The 19,676-nt window shown below is 64.6% G+C and carries 22 protein-coding genes and 1 pseudogene; 16 read left to right on the forward strand and 7 right to left on the reverse strand.

The window, feature by feature from the left end:
- Window positions 1-5 precede the first annotated feature (5 nt).
- The 7 genes and pseudogenes from M0D43_RS04945 to M0D43_RS04975 all read left to right on the forward strand — a co-directional run bounded on the left by M0D43_RS04945 (window position 6) and on the right by M0D43_RS04975 (window position 2,988).
- Entirely contained in the window at window positions 6-290 is a 285-nt protein-coding gene (locus tag M0D43_RS04945) for a hypothetical protein (RefSeq protein ID WP_252163771.1), read from the forward strand.
- Window positions 287-466 (forward strand): type II toxin-antitoxin system antitoxin, encoded by a 180-nt coding sequence (locus M0D43_RS04950; RefSeq protein WP_101363471.1) that lies wholly within the window; start codon window positions 287-289, stop codon window positions 464-466. Before M0D43_RS04945 ends, M0D43_RS04950 begins: the two co-directional genes overlap by 4 nt.
- Window positions 463-642, forward strand: coding sequence for a DUF4177 domain-containing protein (locus M0D43_RS04955; protein ID WP_101363472.1), 180 nt, complete (start codon window positions 463-465; stop codon window positions 640-642). Before M0D43_RS04950 ends, M0D43_RS04955 begins: the two co-directional genes overlap by 4 nt.
- Window positions 643-757: 115 nt before the next feature.
- Window positions 758-1,240, forward strand: a complete 483-nt coding sequence (locus tag M0D43_RS04960; RefSeq protein ID WP_252163772.1) for a DUF3887 domain-containing protein — start codon at window positions 758-760, stop codon at window positions 1,238-1,240.
- 60 nt (window positions 1,241-1,300) lie between these two features.
- Window positions 1,301-1,609, forward strand: a pseudogene (locus M0D43_RS22135) (alpha/beta hydrolase family protein); the annotation flags it as partial.
- 119 nt (window positions 1,610-1,728) lie between these two features.
- The gene (locus tag M0D43_RS04970; protein WP_252165181.1) at window positions 1,729-1,980 is read left to right on the forward strand and encodes a hypothetical protein; all 252 of its coding nucleotides are present in this window, start codon (window positions 1,729-1,731) and stop codon (window positions 1,978-1,980) included.
- A 210-nt stretch (window positions 1,981-2,190) separates the two neighbouring features.
- On the forward strand, window positions 2,191-2,988 hold the full coding sequence (locus M0D43_RS04975; protein WP_252163773.1) for a M15 family metallopeptidase: 798 nt from the start codon (window positions 2,191-2,193) through the stop codon (window positions 2,986-2,988).
- 79 nt (window positions 2,989-3,067) lie between these two features.
- Here the strand turns inward: M0D43_RS04975 and M0D43_RS04980 are convergent, their stop codons facing one another.
- The 5 genes from M0D43_RS04980 to M0D43_RS05000 all read right to left on the reverse strand — a co-directional run bounded on the left by M0D43_RS04980 (window position 3,068) and on the right by M0D43_RS05000 (window position 7,583).
- Entirely contained in the window at window positions 3,068-3,742 is a 675-nt protein-coding gene (locus M0D43_RS04980) for a DNA-3-methyladenine glycosylase family protein (RefSeq protein WP_252163774.1), read from the reverse strand.
- 2 nt (window positions 3,743-3,744) lie between these two features.
- Complete coding sequence (locus M0D43_RS04985) at window positions 3,745-4,131, reverse strand: DUF423 domain-containing protein (protein WP_252163775.1); 387 nt, start codon at window positions 4,129-4,131, stop codon at window positions 3,745-3,747.
- 81 nt (window positions 4,132-4,212) lie between these two features.
- The gene (locus M0D43_RS04990) at window positions 4,213-5,394 is read right to left on the reverse strand and encodes a polyketide cyclase (RefSeq protein ID WP_252163776.1); all 1,182 of its coding nucleotides are present in this window, start codon (window positions 5,392-5,394) and stop codon (window positions 4,213-4,215) included.
- A gap of 351 nt (window positions 5,395-5,745) precedes the next feature.
- Complete coding sequence (locus tag M0D43_RS04995) at window positions 5,746-6,387, reverse strand: response regulator (protein ID WP_252163777.1); 642 nt, start codon at window positions 6,385-6,387, stop codon at window positions 5,746-5,748.
- Complete coding sequence (locus M0D43_RS05000; protein ID WP_252163778.1) at window positions 6,387-7,583, reverse strand: sensor histidine kinase; 1,197 nt, start codon at window positions 7,581-7,583, stop codon at window positions 6,387-6,389. Before M0D43_RS05000 ends, M0D43_RS04995 begins: the two co-directional genes overlap by 1 nt.
- A gap of 247 nt (window positions 7,584-7,830) precedes the next feature.
- On the opposite strand from M0D43_RS05000, the gene M0D43_RS05005 reads away from it, so the two are divergent.
- The 5 genes from M0D43_RS05005 (at window position 7,831) to M0D43_RS05025 (ending at window position 10,837) form a co-directional block, all read left to right on the forward strand.
- On the forward strand, window positions 7,831-8,427 hold the full coding sequence (locus tag M0D43_RS05005) for a GNAT family N-acetyltransferase (RefSeq protein ID WP_260808001.1): 597 nt from the start codon (window positions 7,831-7,833) through the stop codon (window positions 8,425-8,427).
- A gap of 4 nt (window positions 8,428-8,431) precedes the next feature.
- The gene (gene minC / locus M0D43_RS05010) at window positions 8,432-9,172 is read left to right on the forward strand and encodes a septum site-determining protein MinC (RefSeq protein ID WP_252163780.1); all 741 of its coding nucleotides are present in this window, start codon (window positions 8,432-8,434) and stop codon (window positions 9,170-9,172) included.
- Between the two features lie 35 nt (window positions 9,173-9,207).
- Entirely contained in the window at window positions 9,208-10,017 is an 810-nt protein-coding gene (gene minD / locus M0D43_RS05015) for a septum site-determining protein MinD (RefSeq protein WP_065469246.1), read from the forward strand.
- 2 nt (window positions 10,018-10,019) lie between these two features.
- On the forward strand, window positions 10,020-10,277 hold the full coding sequence (minE, locus tag M0D43_RS05020; RefSeq protein ID WP_005994583.1) for a cell division topological specificity factor MinE: 258 nt from the start codon (window positions 10,020-10,022) through the stop codon (window positions 10,275-10,277).
- Window positions 10,278-10,345: 68 nt separating this feature from the next.
- Window positions 10,346-10,837, forward strand: coding sequence for a hypothetical protein (locus tag M0D43_RS05025; RefSeq protein WP_252163781.1), 492 nt, complete (start codon window positions 10,346-10,348; stop codon window positions 10,835-10,837).
- A gap of 154 nt (window positions 10,838-10,991) precedes the next feature.
- Here the strand turns inward: M0D43_RS05025 and M0D43_RS05030 are convergent, their stop codons facing one another.
- Entirely contained in the window at window positions 10,992-12,281 is a 1,290-nt protein-coding gene (locus M0D43_RS05030; RefSeq protein WP_252163782.1) for a sensor histidine kinase, read from the reverse strand.
- Window positions 12,274-12,990: a response regulator transcription factor gene (locus M0D43_RS05035; protein WP_101363483.1), complete on the reverse strand. Its 717-nt coding sequence runs from the start codon at window positions 12,988-12,990 to the stop codon at window positions 12,274-12,276. The genes M0D43_RS05030 and M0D43_RS05035 overlap by 8 nt, the downstream gene beginning before the upstream one ends.
- A 218-nt stretch (window positions 12,991-13,208) precedes the next feature.
- On the opposite strand from M0D43_RS05035, the gene M0D43_RS05040 reads away from it, so the two are divergent.
- The 4 genes from M0D43_RS05040 to M0D43_RS05055 all read left to right on the forward strand — a co-directional run bounded on the left by M0D43_RS05040 (window position 13,209) and on the right by M0D43_RS05055 (window position 19,604).
- A complete protein-coding gene (locus M0D43_RS05040; RefSeq protein ID WP_252163783.1) occupies window positions 13,209-14,942 on the forward strand; it encodes an ArnT family glycosyltransferase in 1,734 nt (577 codons plus the stop codon).
- Between the two features lie 100 nt (window positions 14,943-15,042).
- Entirely contained in the window at window positions 15,043-15,807 is a 765-nt protein-coding gene (locus M0D43_RS05045) for a phosphatase PAP2 family protein (RefSeq protein ID WP_252163784.1), read from the forward strand.
- Window positions 15,804-17,474 carry a phosphoethanolamine transferase gene (locus M0D43_RS05050; RefSeq protein ID WP_252163785.1) on the forward strand — a complete coding sequence of 557 codons (1,671 nt, stop codon included), beginning with the start codon at window positions 15,804-15,806 and terminating at the stop codon, window positions 17,472-17,474. Before M0D43_RS05045 ends, M0D43_RS05050 begins: the two co-directional genes overlap by 4 nt.
- A gap of 111 nt (window positions 17,475-17,585) precedes the next feature.
- Complete coding sequence (locus M0D43_RS05055; RefSeq protein WP_252163786.1) at window positions 17,586-19,604, forward strand: M2 family metallopeptidase; 2,019 nt, start codon at window positions 17,586-17,588, stop codon at window positions 19,602-19,604.
- The last annotated feature ends 72 nt before the right edge of the window (window positions 19,605-19,676 follow it).

The following is a 19,676-nucleotide window of genomic DNA, read 5'->3' on the forward strand; positions in this document are numbered from 1 at the left end:
ACGCAATGAATGTCATGGTGCCGTTGGTCGTCGCTCTTTCCGGATTGCCGGCATTGGCAATCGCCGCGTCCATCGGTGCGGACGATGACGACCGCGCACGCGGCCTGGGCCTGCGCTGGGCGCTGATCAGCCTGGTGCTCCTGGTCGGCGCCGCGTGCCTGTACTGGGCCGGCGACAACCGCGCAGGCATCTATGCGGTGGTCATCGGCATGATCATCGGCGTCAACGTGCTGATCGTGTCGATGGTGATGCACCTGCGCCGGCACGGCAGCCGCAGAGACGGCAAATGAGCGAAAAAAAGGCCTACCCGCTGCGTATCAACGCCGATGTGTTGGCCGCCGTGCAGCGCTGGGCCGACGACGAATTACGCAGCCTCAATGCGCAGATCGAATACGTGCTGCGCGATGCGCTGCGCAAGGCGGGGCGGCTGCCGAAGCCGCACGACAACAAGGAACCGGAATCATGAGCAAGCGCTGGAGCTATCTGACCATCGAATTGAAGCCGTCGTTCATCGGCAGCATCAAGACCGAGGACGTCCAGGCCGAACTGGTCAAGCAGGGCAACCTCGGCTGGGAACTGGTCAACATCGTCATGCCGGCACCGCTGAGTGCGACGCTGCTGGTGTTCAAGAAGGAACTCTGACATGGGCAAGCGTCGGGCGTTTGCACTGGCCTGCGTGATGCTGTAGACCAGTGCGCTTGCCGCTTCGCCGCAGCAGACGTTCGCCGCCCTGCTGGAGCGCTTGCAGGCCGGCGATATGGCCGCTGCCGAAGCCACCTTCACCCCTGCGCTGGCCGCAACGCTGTCAAGCGCAAGGCTTGCCGATGCGTGGCACTCGCTGTCCAGCCAATTGGGCTCCCTGCAACAGCGCGGGCCTGTCAACGAACGACAGCAGGACGGGCCGACCCTGATCGAGCAACAGCTGCAATTCGAGCATGGTGCACTGCTGGCGCACGTTTCGATCGACCACGACGGCAAGATCGCCGGGTTGCTGTTCACTCCCGCTGCGGCAGCACCGCCACCGCCACTGGCAGCCGATGCCGGCTTTGCGGAGCAGGCGCTGGCGGTCGGCCCGCTGCCGGGCACCCTGGCGCTTCCGGCAGGCAAGGGGCCATTTCCGGCGGTGGTGCTGGTGCACGGCTCCGGCCCCCAGGACCGCGACGAGACGATCGGGCCGAACCGCCCATTCCTCGATGTAGCGCGTGGTCTGGCCGCGCAGGGCATCGCAGTGCTGCGCTAAGACAAGCGCACCTACGCCCTGCCCGACAGCTTCGCCGGGCGCATGGACGATGGCTTCACCATGGACGAGGAAACCACCAACGACGCGGTCGTCGCGATCGCCACGCTGGCGCAGACGCCAGGCATCGATCCCAAGCGCATCTTCGTGATGGGCCACAGCCAGGGCGGCATGCTCGCCGCCCGTATCGCGCGCCTCTCCGGCAGGGCCGCCGGGATTATCCTGTGGGCCGCACCGGCACGCCCGCTATTGGATCTGCTGCTCGATCAGAACCGCTACCTGCTGAGCCTGGAGGGTGCTCCCTCGGCGCAGGGCCAGGCTGGAGGGTGCTCCCTCGGCGCAGGGCCAGGCGCGCTTGGCCGAGATCGAACGGCGCATCGCCAAGGTGCGCAGCGACCGCGCAGTCTCCCGCAACGATTCGCCACTGGACGCCACTGGACATACCGGCCGTCTATTGGCGCGCGTTCGACACCGTCGATCCGGTCGCCGATGTGCGCACCCTGCACGTCTCTGTGCTGTGGCTGCAGGGCGAGCGCGATTTCCAAGTCACCGCACCCGACTGGCAGCGCTGGCAGCAAGCATTGGGTGACGACCCACGCGCAACTATGCATCGCTATCGGCAACTCAACCACCTCGGCATCGCCGGCAGCGGCGTCGCCGCCCCAGGCGAGTATGGCCGCGCCGGACACGTCGCCACCGAGCTGATTGCCGACACCGCACAGTGGATTCACGCACAGCGCTGATCGGCGGTGACTGGCGCTCGCGCTTGCCACGCCACGTAGGCGCCGCACACATGACCACGCCTCGGCACTGCATGTGCCAAGACACCAGCGCCGCTACCGTCAACCGGGCAGCGGCGGTTAAGCGTTCCGGCGACCCGGCGATGCCAGCGGCGTGCATCGTCGGATGAATGGCATCTGGTCGCATGCAGCGCGTGGGCCTACCCTGTACGGATGCACCCCGCTCCCGCCCATCTGCTCAATACCGAAGCCATCGAACTGGTGCCGGCCGCGTTGCTGCGCGCGCGCAGCAACGCTGATGCGCGCCAACTCGCCCGGGCCACCTGGTTGCTGCGACGCAAGCGCGACGGCCGCTATCTGGCCACCGCCACCGTGCACCGCGTACAGGCGCTGGTGCCGCGCCTGATGCACGAACCCGGCATCGACGCGGCGCTGGATCGTCTCGACGCGCTGGCCGCACGCCGCTGGTGCGGCGATGCCGAGCCGCTTCCGTTGAGCGCATTGCACGCACGTCTGGCCGGACTCGGCCTGGATGCAGCGGACTATGCCCGCACCACCCAGCTGTCGATCCATGCCGAACCGGCAACGCTGCACGCCGCCGGGTACGATCGCTACCGACGGCCGTTGTGGCTCAGCGCAGGCGCCGCACGTGCCTGGCGCCACCTGCGCAGCGCCGCCGCCGGCGACGACATCGTGCTCGATGCGATTTCCGGCTACCGCAGCCACGACTACCAACTGGGCATCTTCGAACGCAAGTTCGCGCGCGGGCTCACCCTGGCGCAGATTCTGGCGGTCAACGCAGCGCCGGGTTTCAGCGAACATCACAGCGGCGACGCACTGGATATCGGCACACCGGGCGAACCGCCGGCCGAGGAATCCTTTGAAATCACGCCTGCATTCGCCTGGTTGCGCAGCAACGCGCACGAGTTCGGCTACCGCCTGAGTTACCCACGCAACAACCCGCATGGCATCGTCTACGAGCCGTGGCACTGGCGTTGGTCGGCGACGTAAGCCGGCCGCACCTGCGTCATGCGCTACGCAAGGCAGCCCGACACACCTACCCAGCTTGTCTTCCAGCGCTGCAAGCGCACTACTCCTGCGAACGCGGTGTCGGTACTTTAGTGGCCACGCTAAAATCGGCGATCTTCCATAGATAAAACGCGGCGTAGGTGCGGTAGGGTCCCCAGCGTTCGCCGCGGACGGCCAGCGCCTTGGGGGTGGGCATCTGCTCCTGCTTGTCCACGCGCTGGGCACCTTTGCGCACGCCCAAGTCGTCGATGGGCAGCAGATCGGGGCGGCCTAGGCGGAACATCAGCATCATTTCCACCGTCCAGCGGCCGATGCCGCGTACTGGCACCAGGGCGTCGACGATGGCGTTGTCGTCCATGAACGCAAGCCTGCGTAACGAGGGAATCTCGCCTTCGCTTTCGCGCCGTGCCAGATCGCGCAACGCCAGTGCCTTGTTGCCGGAGACGCCGCAGGCACGCAGTGCTGCATCGTCGATGCGACCGAGCGTATCGGCATGCAGCCGCTGCGCGCCGATCGCCACTTCCACCCGCGCCACGATGGTGGATGCCGCCTTGCCGCTGAGCTGCTGGAACAGGATGGCGCGTGCCAGCGCATCCACCGGGTCGAACGGTTTGCGCCACCCCGGCTGCGGGGCGATCGGGCCGATGCGCTTCATCCACGCACCCAGCGCGCGATCGCGCCGGGACAACTGCGCGAATGCAGCCTCCACATCGAATCCGCGGGCGTGGCGCGGCACGCTCAGCGCCTCAAGGCGCCGATGGCCAGCACCACCCAGCCCAGCATCAGGCTGATGCCGCCGATCGGTGCCAGGCCGGTCGGCCAGTGCAGCAACGCGCCGCCGACCAGGCTGCCGGCGAACAGCAAGGTGCCGAGCAACAGCAGGTACAACCCTATCCGGCCGAGCACACGCGTTTCGGTGGCGCCCAGCACGGTGAGCACTGCGCCGTGGCCGAACGCATACAGCGATGCAAGCTGCAGGCGCGACTGCACCAGTGCATCAGCCACGCCGTGCGAAGCGTAAGCCGATAAACCGACCGCAACGGCAGCCAGCAGGCCGCCGCAGAACGCCAGCAGCGAAGGGTGTTTCTTACGACGATCGAGCAGGGACATGCAGGCAACTTCCATGGCAGCGCCGCAGCGCAAAAAAAACGCGCCGCAGGACTGCGGCGCGTTTTTGGTCTGGATCACGTCATCGTGCTGAGACGATTACTTGATGGCCCAGTAGACGTCGTACGTACCGTCCTGGGTGAACGACTTGTCCACACCGCCCTTCCAGGCTTCGTACGGACGATCGGTCACATCCATGCCGCTGGTGGCAGCCCATGCACGCAACGAATTACGCACTGCATCCAGACCGGCCATGTGGCCTGCATAGGTCGCAAATGCCGACCGGTGAGCCGGAACGCGCTGGTACTTCACCGGTGCTTCGGACGGGATGTTGAGCTTCAGCTCTTCGCCCGTTGCAGCCACCGGCGTTGCATCGACCGGTGCTGCGGCCGCAGCGTCGTCCTTCTTGGCGTCGGCTTTGGCGGTACCTGCCTTAGCGTCGGTCTTCGGAGCGCCACCGGCGCGCTTGCGTACCGGCTGCACGACGTCGAACGCGTACTTGTCGGAGGCGAAGTCAGTGGTCACGATGCGCACCGGACCAGCAGCCTCGAGGCCGTTGGACTCCATTACGCGCTTGATCCACTCCTGGTTGTCCTTGATCGACTTCTTGATCGTCTCATTGTCACGATCGATGTTGCCGGCGGTGACGACCAACAGGTCCTCGGCCGGCACATCGACGATCTTGAGATCGCTCAACACCGGCTTGCCGTCAAGCTCAGCGCGGTAGTCGAAGTTCGGCACAGTGGCCAGTGCGGTCGCCAGACGCGACAGACCCAGCTTCAGGTCGTCGCCCACATGGCGGCTAACGTACAGGCCAGCATAACGACCGAACAGGTTCCAGCCGTACTTGACGCTGTAGTCCTGGGTGATCTTGACGTTCTTGTTGTTCTTGCCGGTCGGCACCAGGGTGAAATTGGTGACCTTGTCGTAGCCCTTGGTGGGATCTTCGATCGCGATCTCAACACGCTCGTTCTTGACGCTGTTGGTGATCTCCCAGCTGCCGTTGCCGATATAGCCCTCGGTGGAGCTGTATTCGACGCGTGCACCCTTGCCCTCTTCCGGGCCGGCCAGCTTCAGCTGGATCTTCGGGTCACGCAGCACGAGCGGGTTCCAATCCTTGAAACGACGGAAGCTGTTCACGGTATCGTAAACAATCGTCATTCTGCGGTTGGTCTCAACACTCTCGGACATCTGCCGCTCCGAGGGCAACACCAAGCCCACCACGACAAACAAGCCAGCCACGATCCCCAAGGCGATCAGGAACTCGATAATACGGGTCATTCAGGAGGTCTCCGGGGCCGATCCCACGGCCGGGTTGAGTGAAGCGAAGCCACCATCCTAGCAGGCTTCGAGAAAGATGTTCAGTTGTGCGACGGGTAGCGCGGTCTTGCGGTGTCATTCACCGCGCAACACGGCGCGTGGAGGATGCGCAATCGCAACCTGCACAAGGGTTTGGGCGATTGCGCGCCGCTATCATGCACATCACGCGCTGCATGTGTGTGATGTTGCGGTTGCCGTGCGGCAGTGCACGGCGCCATATCGCGGCTCGAACGGGCCTGCGGCGCCCTGAATGCGATTTCCCGCCCTGCCGCAGGCACGCGCAGCGTCGAGGTCAACGGCGCCGCGCCGATCTCACACCAACTGCAACTCGAACGCCTTCAGTACCGCGCGCGTGCGGTCGCGTACGCCGAGCTTGGAGAGGATGTTGGAGACGTGATTCTTGATGGTGCCCTCGGCCACGCCCAGCGAATTGGCGATTTCCTTGTTGGAAAACCCGCTCGCCATCAGCCGCAGGATCTCGGTCTCGCGGTCGGTCAGCGGGTCGGGCCGGTCCAGGCTGACGAACTCGTTGCGCATGTGTTCCAGACCCGACAGCAGGCGCTGGGTCACTGCCGGCTGCACCAGCGAGCCGCCGTCGGCCACGGTGCGGATGGCGCCAACCAGCTGTTCCAGCGAGACGTCCTTGAGCAGATAGCCCTTGGCGCCGGCCTTGAGTCCGGCCAGCACCAATTGGTCGTCGTCGAAGGTGGTCAGGATGATCGTCGGCGGCAGCGTGCCGTCGCGCGAGAGCATCTGCAGCGCTTCCAGGCCGGACATCACCGGCATGCGCATATCCATCAGCACCACGTCCGGCTGGATCTGCGGAATCTGCTCCACCGCCTGCTTGCCGTCGGAGGCCTCGGCCACCACTTCGATCCCGTCGTCCAGCGCCAACAGCGAGCGGATCCCCTGGCGCACCAGGGTTTGATCGTCGACCAGGCACACACGGATCATCACAACACTCCTTGGGTCACGGCCGCAGGCATCAGTGCCGGCGCGCCTGGAACAGCGATGCGCAGGCCGAAGCCCTCACCCCGCCGGGTTTGAATCTCAAGCTTCCCACCATACTGGTTCAGCCGCTCGCGCATCCCGCGCAGCCCGTTGCCGGGCGCAACCGCATCCGCGCCGTGGCCGTCGTCGCGGGCGTCGATCAGTACCGTATCGGCATCGCGGCGCACCTGGATCCACAGGTTGCGCGCGCCGGCATGGCGCACCGCATTGGTGATGATTTCCTGGGTACAGCGCAGCAACACGTGGGCGCGCTCGGGGTCGTCCAGGGTCAGCGGCTGGGCGATGTCCAGGTGGATGTCCAGCGACGGCACCTGGGTCACCAGCGGGCGCAGCGCCGCTTCCAGGTCGATGGCGCCGCTGTCGCGCAGGTGGCTGACCGCTTCGCGCACATCAGTGAGCAACAATTTGGCCAGGGTGTGCGCCTGGCGCACGTGTTCCTGGGCCTGACCCTCGGTGATGTGGCCTGCCACTTCCAGGTTGAGACTGAGCGCGGTGAGGTGGTGGCCGAGCAGGTCGTGCAACTCGCGCGAGATGCGGGTGCGCTCGTTGATGCGTGCGCTTTCGGCCAGCAGCGCGCGGGTGGCGCGCAGTTCGGCATTGAGCCGGCGCTGTTCTTCGCGCGCATCGGTCTGCTGGCGTGCGACCAGGCTGGTGACGAAGATGAACATCGAAAAGCCGCCGTACAACAGCGACTGCATCAGCGCCGCGAACAGGGTGAAGTCCGGGCGCAGGTAGTAAAACACCGGCAACACCGCCAACTGACTCAGCACCAGCCACAGCACGCCCACGCGTAGCGGCAGCAGCCACGGGATCACCCCGGCCGCCACCATCATCAGGATGCTGCCGAGCCCGGTCCCGCTGAGATAGCTCACCGCCAGCGCGCAGATGGTGAGCAGCAGCAGGATCAGCCGGTCGTACCAGTGCGCGTGGCCGCCGCTGTTCAATCCACGGGTCAGCCAGAAGTAGCTGGCACCGAAGCCGATGAAGAACGCCGACATCATGACCGCTTCGGCCACGCTGCGGCGGTCGCCCTCTTCGGCCGGCGGCCAGTACGTGTACACCAACGGCATGACGATCATCGCCCAGGTGAACAGGCCGGCGAAGCGCAGGACGCGCGTATGACTGAGGTATCCCAACATGTCCGCATCTTAGGCGTAAGCGACCGCGCTGGCCTCTTGCCGGAAGTCATGCATGCCGGCCCGTACACGCGGATACGGTCAACGGATGCGGGAGCAGCAGAGGCGGTGATGCTGACGCGGCGATGCATACCGGCGCATGCCGCGCGCCGGGCCGATCGTGCGCGCCGGGTCGCCCGCTTCAGGCCACGCATGTAATAATCCGACGCAGATCCGATTTAGGGTCGACGCGTTACCCCACGGAGTCCCAATGTCGATCGTCATCCGCGACGTACGCGAGCACGAGCTCGATTCCGTCCTGGCCCTGAACAACAATGCCGGACTGGCGATCCTGCCGCTGGATTCAACCAAGCTGCAACGTTTCTATGAGCAGGCCGAATATTTCCGCGTCGCCGAGCGCGACGGCAACCTGGCCGGGTTTCTGGTCGGGTTCGGCAGCAGCAGTGCCCACGACAGCAGCAATTTCGCCTGGTTCCGGGACCGTCATCCGGAATTCTTCTACATCGACCGCATCGTGGTCGCCAGCCGCCGCCGCGGCGGTGGCGTCGGGCGAGCGTTTTATGCCGATGTGCAGAGCTATACCGAGCTGCGTTACCCGCAGTTGGCCTGCGAGGTGTTCCTGGACCACGGCGCCGACGCGGCCTTGCTGTTCCATGGCAGCTTCGGCTTCCGCGAGGTCGGCCAGAACACCATGGCTGATGTGGAAGTGCGCGCCAGCATGTTGATGAAAGACATGTGTAGCTACCGGTGGGTCAAAGAGACCTATGGCGGCAAGTTGCCCGAAGACTTGCCATGGGTGGGCCGGCCGCGTCATGCCGCCACCGCCAACCCATCGACGGGGAGCTGAAGGCGTGGCAAGTGTGAGTGTGGATTTTGAACAGGCCGGCGAACTCAAGATCGGCCAGGTGGGTATCGCCAACCTGCGCGTGCGCACGCTGGACGTGCCGCGGCTGGTGCAGGAAATGCGCGAACGCGTGACCCGCGCACCCAAGTTGTTCGGCCGTGCGGCGGTGATCCTGGATTTCGGCGGACTGTCGCAGGTGCCGGACCTGGCTACGGCCAAGGCGCTGCTGGATGGTCTGCGCGAGGCCGGCGTGCTGCCCGTGGCGCTGGCCTACGGCACCAGCGAGATCGACTTGCTGTCCCAGCAGTTGGGCGTGCCATTGCTGGCCAAATTCCGCGCCCAGTACGAGTCGGCCGCGGTTAGCCCGCCGCCGCCGCCACCCGCGCGTGCCGAACCGTCACCACCGGCCGCGCGACCGGCCCCTGGCCGGATGCAGCGCACCGCGGTGCGTTCGGGCCAGCAGTTGTATGCGGAGAACTGCGACCTGACCGTACTCAGTACGGTGGGTGCCGGGGCCGAGGTCATCGCCGACGGCAGCATCCATATCTACGGTACCCTGCGTGGCCGCGCTCTGGCCGGCGCGCAGGGCAACCCCGACGCGCGCATCTTCTGCCGCGACTTCCACGCCGAACTGGTCGCCATCGCTGGCCATTACAAGGTGCTGGACGATGTTCCCATGGACCTGCGTGGCAAGGCCGTCCAGGTCTGGCTGGAGCAGGATCAGATCAAGATCGCTGCGCTTGATTGACGCGGCCCAACCACAGAAATATTCGGAGAAATCCTTTGGCTGAAATCATCGTAGTCACCTCCGGCAAGGGCGGCGTCGGCAAGACCACCACCAGCGCAAGCCTGGCCTGCGGGTTGGCAAAGCGCGGCAAGAAAGTCGCGGTCATCGATTTCGACGTCGGCTTGCGCAACCTGGACCTGATCATGGGCTGCGAGCGGCGCGTGGTGTACGACTTCGTCAACGTCGTGCATGGCGAAGCAACGCTCAAGCAGTCGCTGATCAAGGACAAGCGCTTCGACAACCTGTACGTGCTGGCTGCCTCGCAGACCCGCGACAAGGACGCGCTGACCCAGGAAGGCGTGGAAAAGGTGCTCAAGGACCTTGCTGCCGACGGCTTCGACTACATCGTCTGCGATTCGCCGGCCGGTATCGAAAAAGGCGCATTCCTGTCGATGTATTTCGCTGACCGCGCGGTGGTGGTGGTCAATCCGGAAGTGTCCTCGGTGCGCGACTCGGACCGCATCATCGGCCTGCTCGATTCCAAGACCCGCAAGGCCGAGGAAGGCAAGACGGTGCCGGCGTTCCTGCTGCTGACCCGCTACAGCCCGGGTCGCGTGGAAGGCGGCGAGATGCTCAGCATCACCGATGTGGAAGAAGTGCTGGGCCTGAAGGCGATCGGTGTCATTCCCGAATCCGGCGATGTGCTCAACGCCTCCAACAAGGGCGAACCGGTGATCCTGGATGGCGAGTCACCCGCCGGCCAGGCGTATGACGACGCAGTCGCCCGCATCATGGGCGAGGAGCGCCCGATGCGATTCACATCCGTGGAGAAGAAAGGCTTCTTCAGCAAGCTGTTCGGAGGGTAAGCATGGGCCTGCTCGATTTTCTCAAGAGCAAGAAGAACACCGCCGAGACGGCCAAGAACCGCCTGCAGATCATCATTGCGCAGGAGCGCAACCACCGCGGCGGGCCGGATTACCTGCCGCTGCTGCAGCGCGAATTGCTGGAAGTGATCAAGAAGTACGTCAACATCGATGCCGATGCGGTACGTGTGGATCTGGTCAAGGATGGCGAACACGATGTGCTGGATATTTCGGTCGCCTTGCCGGAAGACGGCGACAAGTAAACGCAAACAACGGCACCGCGTTCGCACGGTGCCGTTGTTGCATGTGACCCGACCGCGAGCCATTGCGCATGACCACCGCCACTCCTGCAACGCCCATCTCTGCAGATGTTCTGTGCGTGGCCGATATTGGCCTGGACGCACCTGCCGCCCTGCTCGCGCGCTATGGCTTGCGCCTGCATCGCGTGGAATCGGGCGCGGCGATTCCCGGCAGTTTCTGGGGCGAACCGGAAGCCGGCATCATCGGCTGCGATGTGTACGTGCGCGACGACACACCGGTGCATTCGCTCCTGCACGAAGCCGGACATCTGATCGTGCTGCCCGCGGAAAAACGCGCCGCGGTGCATACCGACGCCACCGATTCGGTGGATGAAGAAGACGCCACCTGTTACCTGCAGATCCTGCTGGCCGAGCAGTTGCCCGGCGTGGGCAGCGCGCGCCTGATGGCCGACATGGACAGCTGGGGCTATACGTATCGCCTGGGCTCCACGCGCGCCTGGTTCGAGCAAGACGCAGAGAATGCGCGTAGCTGGTTGCACGCACGCGACTTGTTGCCGGCCTGATCCTGCGCTGAGCGTTGGAGCGGCGAGCACATCGTCGCGCGCAGTCGTTCGGCGGGTGCGCAAGGCGCACGCAGGAATCGTGCTGGATGCGTGAGACAGACAGCACCGAGCACCGTCCGCACAGCGGCAAGCGCCATCGGCATGTGAATTACCCTCAATGCACCGTCGCAGTGGCGCCGGACAGATCCAGCGTCGCCACCGTGCCCTGCCCTGCGTTGGAATCCAGCTGCAAATGCCAGCCCAGGTGTTCGCATAGACGCCCGATCAATTCCAGCCCGATACCACTGCCCTGGCGTGCCTTGCCGCGTGCCAAGCGCGTGTAGATGGCGCTGATTTCTTCCGGCGTCATGCCGTGGCCCGGGTCGGCGATGCGGACGACACCGGGCGCCGATAGCGAGATACGAATGATGCCGCGGTCGCTGTTTTCGATGGCATTGCGCAGCAGGTTGCCAATGGCAGTCTGCACGATGGCGACCGGCGCGGCCAGGCGACACGGCGGCATCGGGTCCACAACCAGCTGCAGATCCTTGTCGGCGCACAGATGCGTATGATCGGCCACGATATCCGGCAGCAATTGGTCCAGCCGCAGCGAATCGCTGCTGCGCACCAGCCGGCCAGGGTCCTTGGCCAGCACCAGCAGCAAGGTGATCAACTGTTCGACCGAGGCACTGGTCTGCGCGATGCGCTGCAGCTGATGGCGGACCTCCGACGGCGTGCCGGGTTGGTCCAGCGCCAGCTCCACCGCATTGCCAATCACCGCGATGGGCGTGCGCAATTCGTGGCTGGCGCTGTCGATGAAGGCGCGCTCGCGGTCCACGAACTGGCTATTGCGCTCGAGATAATTGTTGAGCGCATCGGCAATCACGTAAAGCTCGGCGCTGCCCTGTGGCCCGACCGCAATCTGCTGCGCACGCTGCTCCGGACGCAACGCGCCGATGTCGCGCGCCAGTTCGACCAGCGGGCGCACCAACCGGGCCATCGCATAGGTCCCCATCAGCAAGGTGATGCCGATCAGTGCGATGCCAGCAGCCAGCATCCAGCGGGTCAGGAATTTTTCCAGCGCTTCGAAATCCGAGATGTCCAGCACCAGCGCCAGGCGGCCGGCATGCGCGGTGTCGCGCACCATCACCGCGCTCTGGCGGCCGGCGATTTCCAGGCCGTCGTGCAAGCCAGGATGCAGGGTGCGCAATACCGCTGGTGTACGCGCGAGGTCGTCGATGCGGTACAGCCGCAAGGTGTCCGAGTCCTGCCAGTGGTAATCCGGATTCTGCACGCTGCGCTCGAGAATGCTGTCCAGTTCGGAATTCAGCAGCGAGCGCCATACGCCGTGTTCGGCACGTTCGTGCAGGTATTGCGCAGTGCCGAACACCGCCAGCGTCATCAACAGCGTGTAGCCGAACAACCACACCAGCACGCGGCGACCCAGGGGACGCTGCTTAGACATCGCTGCTGTCGCCTGCGCCAGGCGCCTCGGCCGCATCCAGCTGCGCCAGCCGGTAGCCCAGGCGCGGCAAGGTGTGGATCAGCTTTTCTGCGAACGGGCCATCCACGCTGCGGCGTAGCTCGTAGATATGCGAGCGCAACATGTCGCCGTCGGGCGGGTCGTCGCCCCACAGCGATTGTTCCAGGCGTTGCCGCGTCACCGCCGCCGGGCTGGCCTGCATCAGCACTTCCAGCAGCTTGCGGCAGGCCGGGTACAGATGGAGCACCTGGCCGGCGCGAGTGGCCTCAAGCGTGGACAGGTCAAGGCGCAGGTCGGCCACTTGCAGCAGCTTGCCGCGGCGGCGACCGTGTGCACGCGCCAGCAAGGCTTCGATGCGCACTTCCAGCTCGGGTAGCGCGAACGGCTTGGTCAGGTAATCGTCGGCGCCGGCACGGAAGCCGGCAATCTTGTCCGGCAATTCGTCGCGCGCGGTGAGCATGATCACCGGTACCTCGGATTGGTGCTGTTCGCGCAGCCGGCGCAGCACCTCCGGGCCATCCATGCGCGGCATCATCCAGTCCAGGATCAGCGCGTCGTAGTGCTGGGTGGTGGCCAGGTGCAGGCCGGTGATGCCATCGGGCGCGGCGTCCAGGGTATGCCCGCGCGCTTCGAAGTAGTCGAACAGGTTGGCAACCATATTGCGGTTGTCTTCAATGACCAGTAGCCGCATGAGCGGGGTTCCAGGGCGGCCCAGCAGGCACAATGTGCGCATCCTAACCGAGGCCAGCCGAACACGGCCGGTATCGCCGGCACGGCCGTCCAATCGGTTGCGCTCGAATCACCCGCGCACCTGCGACGCCTGCGCTGCCACCCTCGATGCGGCGCGCTCTGCTCCGACAAATTTCCGACCCACTTGCCAGATAGTGTCCGCCCGCATTTACTCAGAGCGTGCGCGTGTCGCCTGCCATCTCTGCCTGCTCATCCCGCCAGCGTACGCTGCTGGCCGCATTGCTGTTGATTCTCTTCAGCCTGCTGGCCGGTCTGGGCATGCGCCAGCCCAATCCGCCGGACGAACCGCGCTTCGTGCTGGCTGCGCGCACCATGGTCGAGACCGGTCAGTGGCTGTTGCCGCACCGTGGCAGCGAGTTGTACGCAGAAAAACCACCGGTGTTCATGTGGTTGCAGGCAGCGACCTACGAAGCGATACCGCACTGGCCGGTGGCCTTCCTGCTGCCGTCGCTGCTGGCCGCCCTGGCCACGTTATGGCTGACATGGGATATCGCGCGCCGGCTGTGGAATCGGCGCGTGGCGGCCTATGCGGTGCTGGCATTGTGCACGGTGCTGCAGTTCGGCCTGATGGCCAAGCGTGCGCAGATCGACATGGTGCTGGTGGCGCTGACCACACTCGCGTTGTGGGGAATGCTGCGACACCTGCTGCGAGGGCCGGACTGGCGCGCATGGACGCTGGGCCTGTTTGCCGCCGGTGTCGGCACGGTGACCAAGGGCGTCGGCTTTCTGCCGCTGCTGCTGTTGCTGCCGTGGATGGCGCTGCGACGCACACACATGAGCGTAGTGCCGGCGCGCGCGCAGGCAGGGCGTAGCTGGTTGCTGGTGCTGCCGGCCTTCGTGGCGGGCACCGCCGTGTGGTTGGGTCCGCTGTGCATTGCGCTGCTGCACAGCGACGACCCACAGCTGCATGCCTACGCGCACGAGCTGTTGTTCAAGCAGACCGGCACGCGCTATGCGCACGCCTGGCATCACGTCAAACCATTCTGGTACTACCTGCAGGTGATCGCCACCCTGTGGCTGCCAGGCTGCCTGTTGTTGCCCTGGTTACTGCCGGCCTGGTGGCGGCGGCTACGGCGCGGCGACCCGCGCCATGTGCTGCTGCTGGCCTGGAGCGTGTTGGTACTGCTGTTCTTCAGCGCCAGCCCGGGCAAGCGCGAGGTCTACATCTTCCCGATGCTGCCGGCGCTGTGCATTGCAGCGGCGCCGCTGCTGGCCGGGTTGTTGCGCCGGCGCGGCGTGCGCATGCTGCTGACCGGATATGTGCTGCTGCTTGCCGTCGCCGGCCTGGTGCTGGGCGGCGGCATTGCGCTGCACCTGCACTGGGCCGAAAGCACTGCAGTCAAGCGCGGCATGGAGCTTGCCGCGCTGCAGTCGGTGGGCATCTGGTTGATGGGCCTGGGGGTGGTCGGCCTGGCGGCGACCGCTTGGTCGCGCGGCAAACGCGCGGGTACCGCCTTGGTGGTGATGACCGCAACGCTGTGGGCGATCTACGGCCTGGGGTTGATGCCGGCGCTGGATCCATACAGCTCGTCCGCACGTTTGATGCAGCGCGTGGGCCAGCGCATCGGCCCGAATGCAGAGCTGGGCATGCTGGCGTGGCGCGAACAGAACCTGCTGCAGGCCGATCGCCCGGTGACCGACTTCGGCTTCAAGGCGAGCTGGGAGGACCAATGGGCCAAGGCCGGCCCATGGCTCGCGCAAGCGCCGCACACCCGCTGGCTATTCGTGCTCAAGCAGGCGGTACCGGCGTGTATCGATCCGGCGCAACGCATCGAGATCGGCGAGTCCAATCGCAATCAATGGGAATTGCTGCCGGGCACGGCGTGGCATGCCGGTTGCATCTCCACTGCGCCCGACGCCGAACAAACCGGTAGCGAAGGCGATGCAGACTGAATGCTTGGTGTCGGGTTAACGGCCGAGCAACTCCGGTCCGACCGCTTTCCGACATCCGGGTTTCGAAGATGTCGGACATTGACACAGGCCGACATCTTTAATGACAACGCTTCCCAGCCATGCGCCAACCGTGGCGTATCCCGCCACTGGTCTGGAGGCGCACTTCTTCGTGCGTCATCTGTGGCTGCCGCTGGCCTGCGTGTTGTTGGCGAGCACACTGCTGATGGGTGCCGGTGGCGACCAATGGATCGCCGATGTGCTGTATCGGCTGGAAGGCGGCCACTGGCTGCTCAAGGACCATTGGTTCACCAGTGGCGTGATCCACCGCATTGGTAAATGGTCGAGCACGGCTGCCGGTGTCGGCGTGCTGGTGCTGGCCATCGTTGCCTGGTGCAGGCCACGCCTGAAGGTGCTGCGCTGGCCGTTGACCTACCTGGCCGCATCCGTCGCACTGTCGACCTCGCTGGTATCGCTGCTCAAGTCGTGGACTGGGATGGATTGCCCGTGGGATCTGAGCCGCTATGGCGGTACGCAAGCGATGATCGGGCTGTTTGAATCGCGCCACGGTGTTGCCGCGTCCGGTTGTTTTCCTGCTGGCCATGCCAGTGCCGGTTATGCATGGGTAGCGCTGTATTTTTGTGCGCTAGCGCTCCGTCCTGCATGGCGGTTTACAGGTTTGTTTACAGGGTTGGCAGCAGGTCTCATTTTCGGTGTTGCACAACAACTGCGCGGCGCGCATTTTCTCTCCCACGACCTGTGGTCGTTGGCAGTGTGTTGGGTGAGCGCACTTGCACTGTACTGCGTGATGCTGCAAAAGCCGCGTCGCTTACTTGGCTTGATGTTGTTATCGGGGGATGCAGCATGAGCACTTGGTTACCGGAACCGCGCCGGCGTAGTGGCCTGCGCGCGCTGACGTGGAGTACGCGGCCGACAGTATCCACCGAAGCGCTGGTACTGCTGTCGAGTCTATTTTTTGCACTCGTCTGCAATCAGCTGTTCTGGCGCACGGCCATGGCCACGCATCCGGGCAGCATTGGATTTGCCATCTCGTTGATGGCGTTGCTGGTGGCCGTGCATGCGCTGCTGTTGGGCGTCTTGGTCTGGCGCTGGAATGCAAAGCCGCTGCTGACGCTGCTGCTGTTCACCACGGCCCTGGCCGCACACTACATGGACAGCTACAACGTCTATCTGGATGCGGACATGCTGCGCAACGTGCTGCATACCGATCACAAGGAATCGCGCGAGTTGCTGACACCCGGCCTGATCCTGCCGCTGCTGTGCTACTTCCTGATCCCAACAGCGCTGCTATGGCGCACGCGTCTGCGCGCGCGCAGCGCGGGAAAAGCGTTCCTGATGCGGGTGAGCTTTCTGCTGGTCGTGGCGGTGGCAGGTGCTGCGGGCACCATGCTGTCGTCGCAGGATATTTCCGCGTTGATGCGCAACCACCGCGAAGTGCGTTACCTGGCCACGCCGATCAATTACATCGTGGCACTGCGGCAGAATCTCAAATCCGATTCGCCGATGAAGCGCGCTCCCAAACAGCCGATCGAACACGACGCCATGGCCACGCCGCGTGCGCCGGGCAGCCGCCCGCGCCTGTTGCTGGTGGTGCTGGGTGAAACTGCGCGCGCGCAGAACTGGGGCCTCAACGGCTATGCGCGGCAGACCACGCCGGAGCTGGCGCAGGCCGGGGTGATCAACTTCCCCGACATGCATTCGTGCGGCACCAGCACCGAGGTCTCGGTGCCCTGCATGTTCTCGCCATACGGTCGTCGCGACTACAACGAGGACATGATTCGCGGCCATCAGTCGTTCCTGCACGTGCTGGAACACGCAGGTATTTCGACGCTATGGCGCGACAACCAGTCCGGTTGCAAGGGCGTGTGCGACGGATTGGAGATCCAGAAGCTGGACGATGCCACCACACCTGGCCTGTGCGCAGATGGCCGCTGCATGGACGAGATTTTGCTGAGTGATCTGGCCACGCAGGTGCGGGCAAAGCCCGGCGACCGCGTGGTGGTGGTGCATCAACTGGGTAGCCACGGGCCGAGTTACTTCGAACGCTACCCAGCGCAGTTCGAACGCTTCAAGCCCGTCTGCAAGACCGCAGATCTAGGCAGCTGCAGTCGCCAGGACATCGTCAACGCCTACGACAATTCCCTCCTGTACACCGACCATTTCCTCAATCAGGCCATCCACACTCTGCGCGGTCTTCAAGACTACGACACGGCGATGATCTATCTCTCCGATCATGGCGAATCGCTCGGCGAAAAAGGCCTGTACCTGCACGGCGTGCCGTATGCCATTGCGCCCAAGGAGCAGACCCATGTGCCGATGGTGATGTGGTTCTCGCCGGAGTTCGCGCGCGATCGCGGCCTGGATGAAGCCTGCCTGCGCCACCGCGCAGGGCAATATACCGATCAGGATGCGCTGTTCCCCTCGGTGCTTGGGTTGATGCAGGTCAAGACCAGCGTCTACTCGCCCGAGCGCGACCTGTTCGCCAAGTGCACAGGCACGACGGCGCTGCGCTGATCGGCAGCGCCTGCAGCTAGCCCGTGCCATCGCATGCGTGGCGGGCATTGCCCCTTGCCCTGAAACCCGGCGCGCTCTAGCCTTCGCCGGACTTCACCGCAAGGACCACCCGTGAATCCTCGTTTGCTGTTGCTGGCGTTGGCTGTGGCTGCCGGCACCCTGAGCCTGTCGGCCTGCCGCCGGGATGCGGCACCGCCCGCCAAACCTGTCGCGACTAAAACTGCCCCGGAGGAAAGCGCCGACCAGTTCGTTGCGCGCATCAGCGCCGAATACAAGGCGGCCTATCCGGAAACCACTGCCGCGCAGTGGCTGTCGTCGACCTATATCAACGGCGATTCGCAATTGCTCGCGGCCAAGGCCAACGAGCGTTCGCTGGCGCAGCTGGATCGCTGGATCGAACAATCCAAGCAGTACGCCGGCACATCGATGTCGGCCGACAGCGCGCGTGCGCTGCAATTGCTGAAATTCATGAGCGCCCTGCCCGCACCACGCGACCCGGCAAAGCTGGCCGAACTCACCCGCATCGCCGCCAAGATGGAAGGCGATTACGGCAGCGGCAGTTACTGCATGGGCGAGGGCGAGCAGCGCCGCTGCCGCCAGCTCGGCGAACTGGAACAAGTGCTGGCCAGCAGCCGCGACTACACCGAACAACTCGACGCCTGGCAGGGCTGGCACAGCACCGCACAGCCCATGCGCAAGGATTACCAACGCTTCGTCGAGCTCGCCAACGAAGGCGCGCGCGGACTTGGCTTCGCCGACGTCGGGGTGTTGTGGCGCAGTGGCTACGACATGCCACCGGCGCAACTGGCCAGCGAAACCGACCGCCTGTGGGAACAGGTCAAACCGCTGTACGCGCAGTTGCAGTGCTATGCGCGTGGCAAACTCGATACGCAATACGGCAAGGACAAGGGCGAGGTCGCCGGCGGCCTGTTGCCGGCGCATCTGATGGGCAATATGTGGCAGCAGGACTGGAGCAATCTGTGGGATCTGCTGCAGCCCTACCCCGGTGCCGGCGATCTGGACATCACCTCAGCGCTGGAAAAACAGTACCAGGGCAACCTCACTGCCGTGCTGGCACGCAACACCGGAGGCGATGGTGGCGCAGCCGCACGCTTCAATGCCGAGCGCGAAGCACAGCTGCGCACCGCCAAACAGATGACCGAGCGCGCGCAGGATTTCTACACCTCGCTCGGCATGCCCAAGCTGCCGGACACCTATTGGCAGCGCTCGCAGTTCATCAAACCGCTGGACCGCGATGTGGTCTGCCACGCCAGCGCCTGGGACATGAACATGGGCGGCGAACCGAACCAGAACATCGGTGCGGATGTGCGCACCAAGATGTGCATCAAACCCACCGAAGAAGATTTCACCACCATCTATCACGAGCTAGGCCACATCTATTACGACCTGGCCTACAACCCGTTGCCGCCGCTGTTCCAGAACGGCGCCAACGATGGGTTCCACGAAGCGATCGGCGACACCATCGTGCTGGCGATGACGCCCAAGTATCTGCAGTCGATCGGCATGGTGGGCGAACAGCAGACCGGCCGCGAGTCATTGATCAATTCGCAGATGCGCATGGCGCTGAGCAAGGTGGCGTTCCTGCCGTTCGGCCTGATGATTGATCGCTGGCGCTGGGGCGTGTTCGACGGGTCGATTACGCCCGAGCATTACAACCAGGCGTGGTGGGAACTCAAAGCCAAGTACCAGGGCGTGGCGCCGGTGAGCGCACGTGGCGAAGAATTCTTCGATCCCGGCGCCAAGTACCACGTGCCCGGCAACACGCCGTATACGCGCTATTTTTTGGCGCACATCCTGCAATTCCAGTTCTACAAAGGCCTGTGCCAGGCGGCCGGCCATCAGGGCCCGCTGTACGAATGCAGCTTCTACGGCAACAAGGACGCCGGGCAGAAGTTCTGGTCGATGCTGCAGCGCGGCTCCAGCCAACCGTGGCAAACCACCCTCAAGGAACTCACCGGCAACGACAAACTCGACGCCGGCCCGATGCTGGAATATTTCGCGCCGATGAGCGAATGGCTGAAGCAGCAGAATCAGGGGCAGATGTGTGGGTGGCAGACAACTGCCGCCGCTCCGGCGACCACGATAGCTGCGCCTGCTGCGCCGCGCTGACACACGATGCTTACCGTTATGTCACTGCCGAATCGCGGCAATGACATAACGTCTTGTCACCAAACGCGCTTG

The organism is Xanthomonas prunicola, from assembly GCF_025266575.1.
GTDB lineage: Bacteria > Pseudomonadota > Gammaproteobacteria > Xanthomonadales > Xanthomonadaceae > Xanthomonas > Xanthomonas prunicola.

What these genes read in the sequence shown, in the direction of transcription:
- M0D43_RS04945 (WP_252163771.1), top strand. Translation starts at nt 6, where the DNA reads ATGAATGTCATGGTGCCGTTGGTCGTCGCTCTTTCCGGATTGCCGGCA.
- M0D43_RS04950 (WP_101363471.1), top strand. Translation starts at nt 287, where the DNA reads ATGAGCGAAAAAAAGGCCTACCCGCTGCGTATCAACGCCGATGTGTTG.
- M0D43_RS04955 (WP_101363472.1), top strand. Translation starts at nt 463, where the DNA reads ATGAGCAAGCGCTGGAGCTATCTGACCATCGAATTGAAGCCGTCGTTC.
- M0D43_RS04960 (WP_252163772.1), top strand. Translation starts at nt 758, where the DNA reads ATGGCCGCTGCCGAAGCCACCTTCACCCCTGCGCTGGCCGCAACGCTG.
- M0D43_RS04975 (WP_252163773.1), top strand. Translation starts at nt 2,191, where the DNA reads ATGCACCCCGCTCCCGCCCATCTGCTCAATACCGAAGCCATCGAACTG.
- M0D43_RS04985 (WP_252163775.1), bottom strand. Translation starts at nt 4,131, where the DNA reads ATGGAAGTTGCCTGCATGTCCCTGCTCGATCGTCGTAAGAAACACCCT.
- M0D43_RS04990 (WP_252163776.1), bottom strand. Translation starts at nt 5,394, where the DNA reads ATGACCCGTATTATCGAGTTCCTGATCGCCTTGGGGATCGTGGCTGGC.
- M0D43_RS04995 (WP_252163777.1), bottom strand. Translation starts at nt 6,387, where the DNA reads ATGATCCGTGTGTGCCTGGTCGACGATCAAACCCTGGTGCGCCAGGGG.
- M0D43_RS05000 (WP_252163778.1), bottom strand. Translation starts at nt 7,583, where the DNA reads ATGTTGGGATACCTCAGTCATACGCGCGTCCTGCGCTTCGCCGGCCTG.
- M0D43_RS05005 (WP_260808001.1), top strand. Translation starts at nt 7,831, where the DNA reads ATGTCGATCGTCATCCGCGACGTACGCGAGCACGAGCTCGATTCCGTC.
- minE (WP_005994583.1), top strand. Translation starts at nt 10,020, where the DNA reads ATGGGCCTGCTCGATTTTCTCAAGAGCAAGAAGAACACCGCCGAGACG.
- M0D43_RS05025 (WP_252163781.1), top strand. Translation starts at nt 10,346, where the DNA reads ATGACCACCGCCACTCCTGCAACGCCCATCTCTGCAGATGTTCTGTGC.
- M0D43_RS05030 (WP_252163782.1), bottom strand. Translation starts at nt 12,281, where the DNA reads ATGTCTAAGCAGCGTCCCCTGGGTCGCCGCGTGCTGGTGTGGTTGTTC.
- M0D43_RS05035 (WP_101363483.1), bottom strand. Translation starts at nt 12,990, where the DNA reads ATGCGGCTACTGGTCATTGAAGACAACCGCAATATGGTTGCCAACCTG.
- M0D43_RS05045 (WP_252163784.1), top strand. Translation starts at nt 15,043, where the DNA reads ATGACAACGCTTCCCAGCCATGCGCCAACCGTGGCGTATCCCGCCACT.
- M0D43_RS05050 (WP_252163785.1), top strand. Translation starts at nt 15,804, where the DNA reads ATGAGCACTTGGTTACCGGAACCGCGCCGGCGTAGTGGCCTGCGCGCG.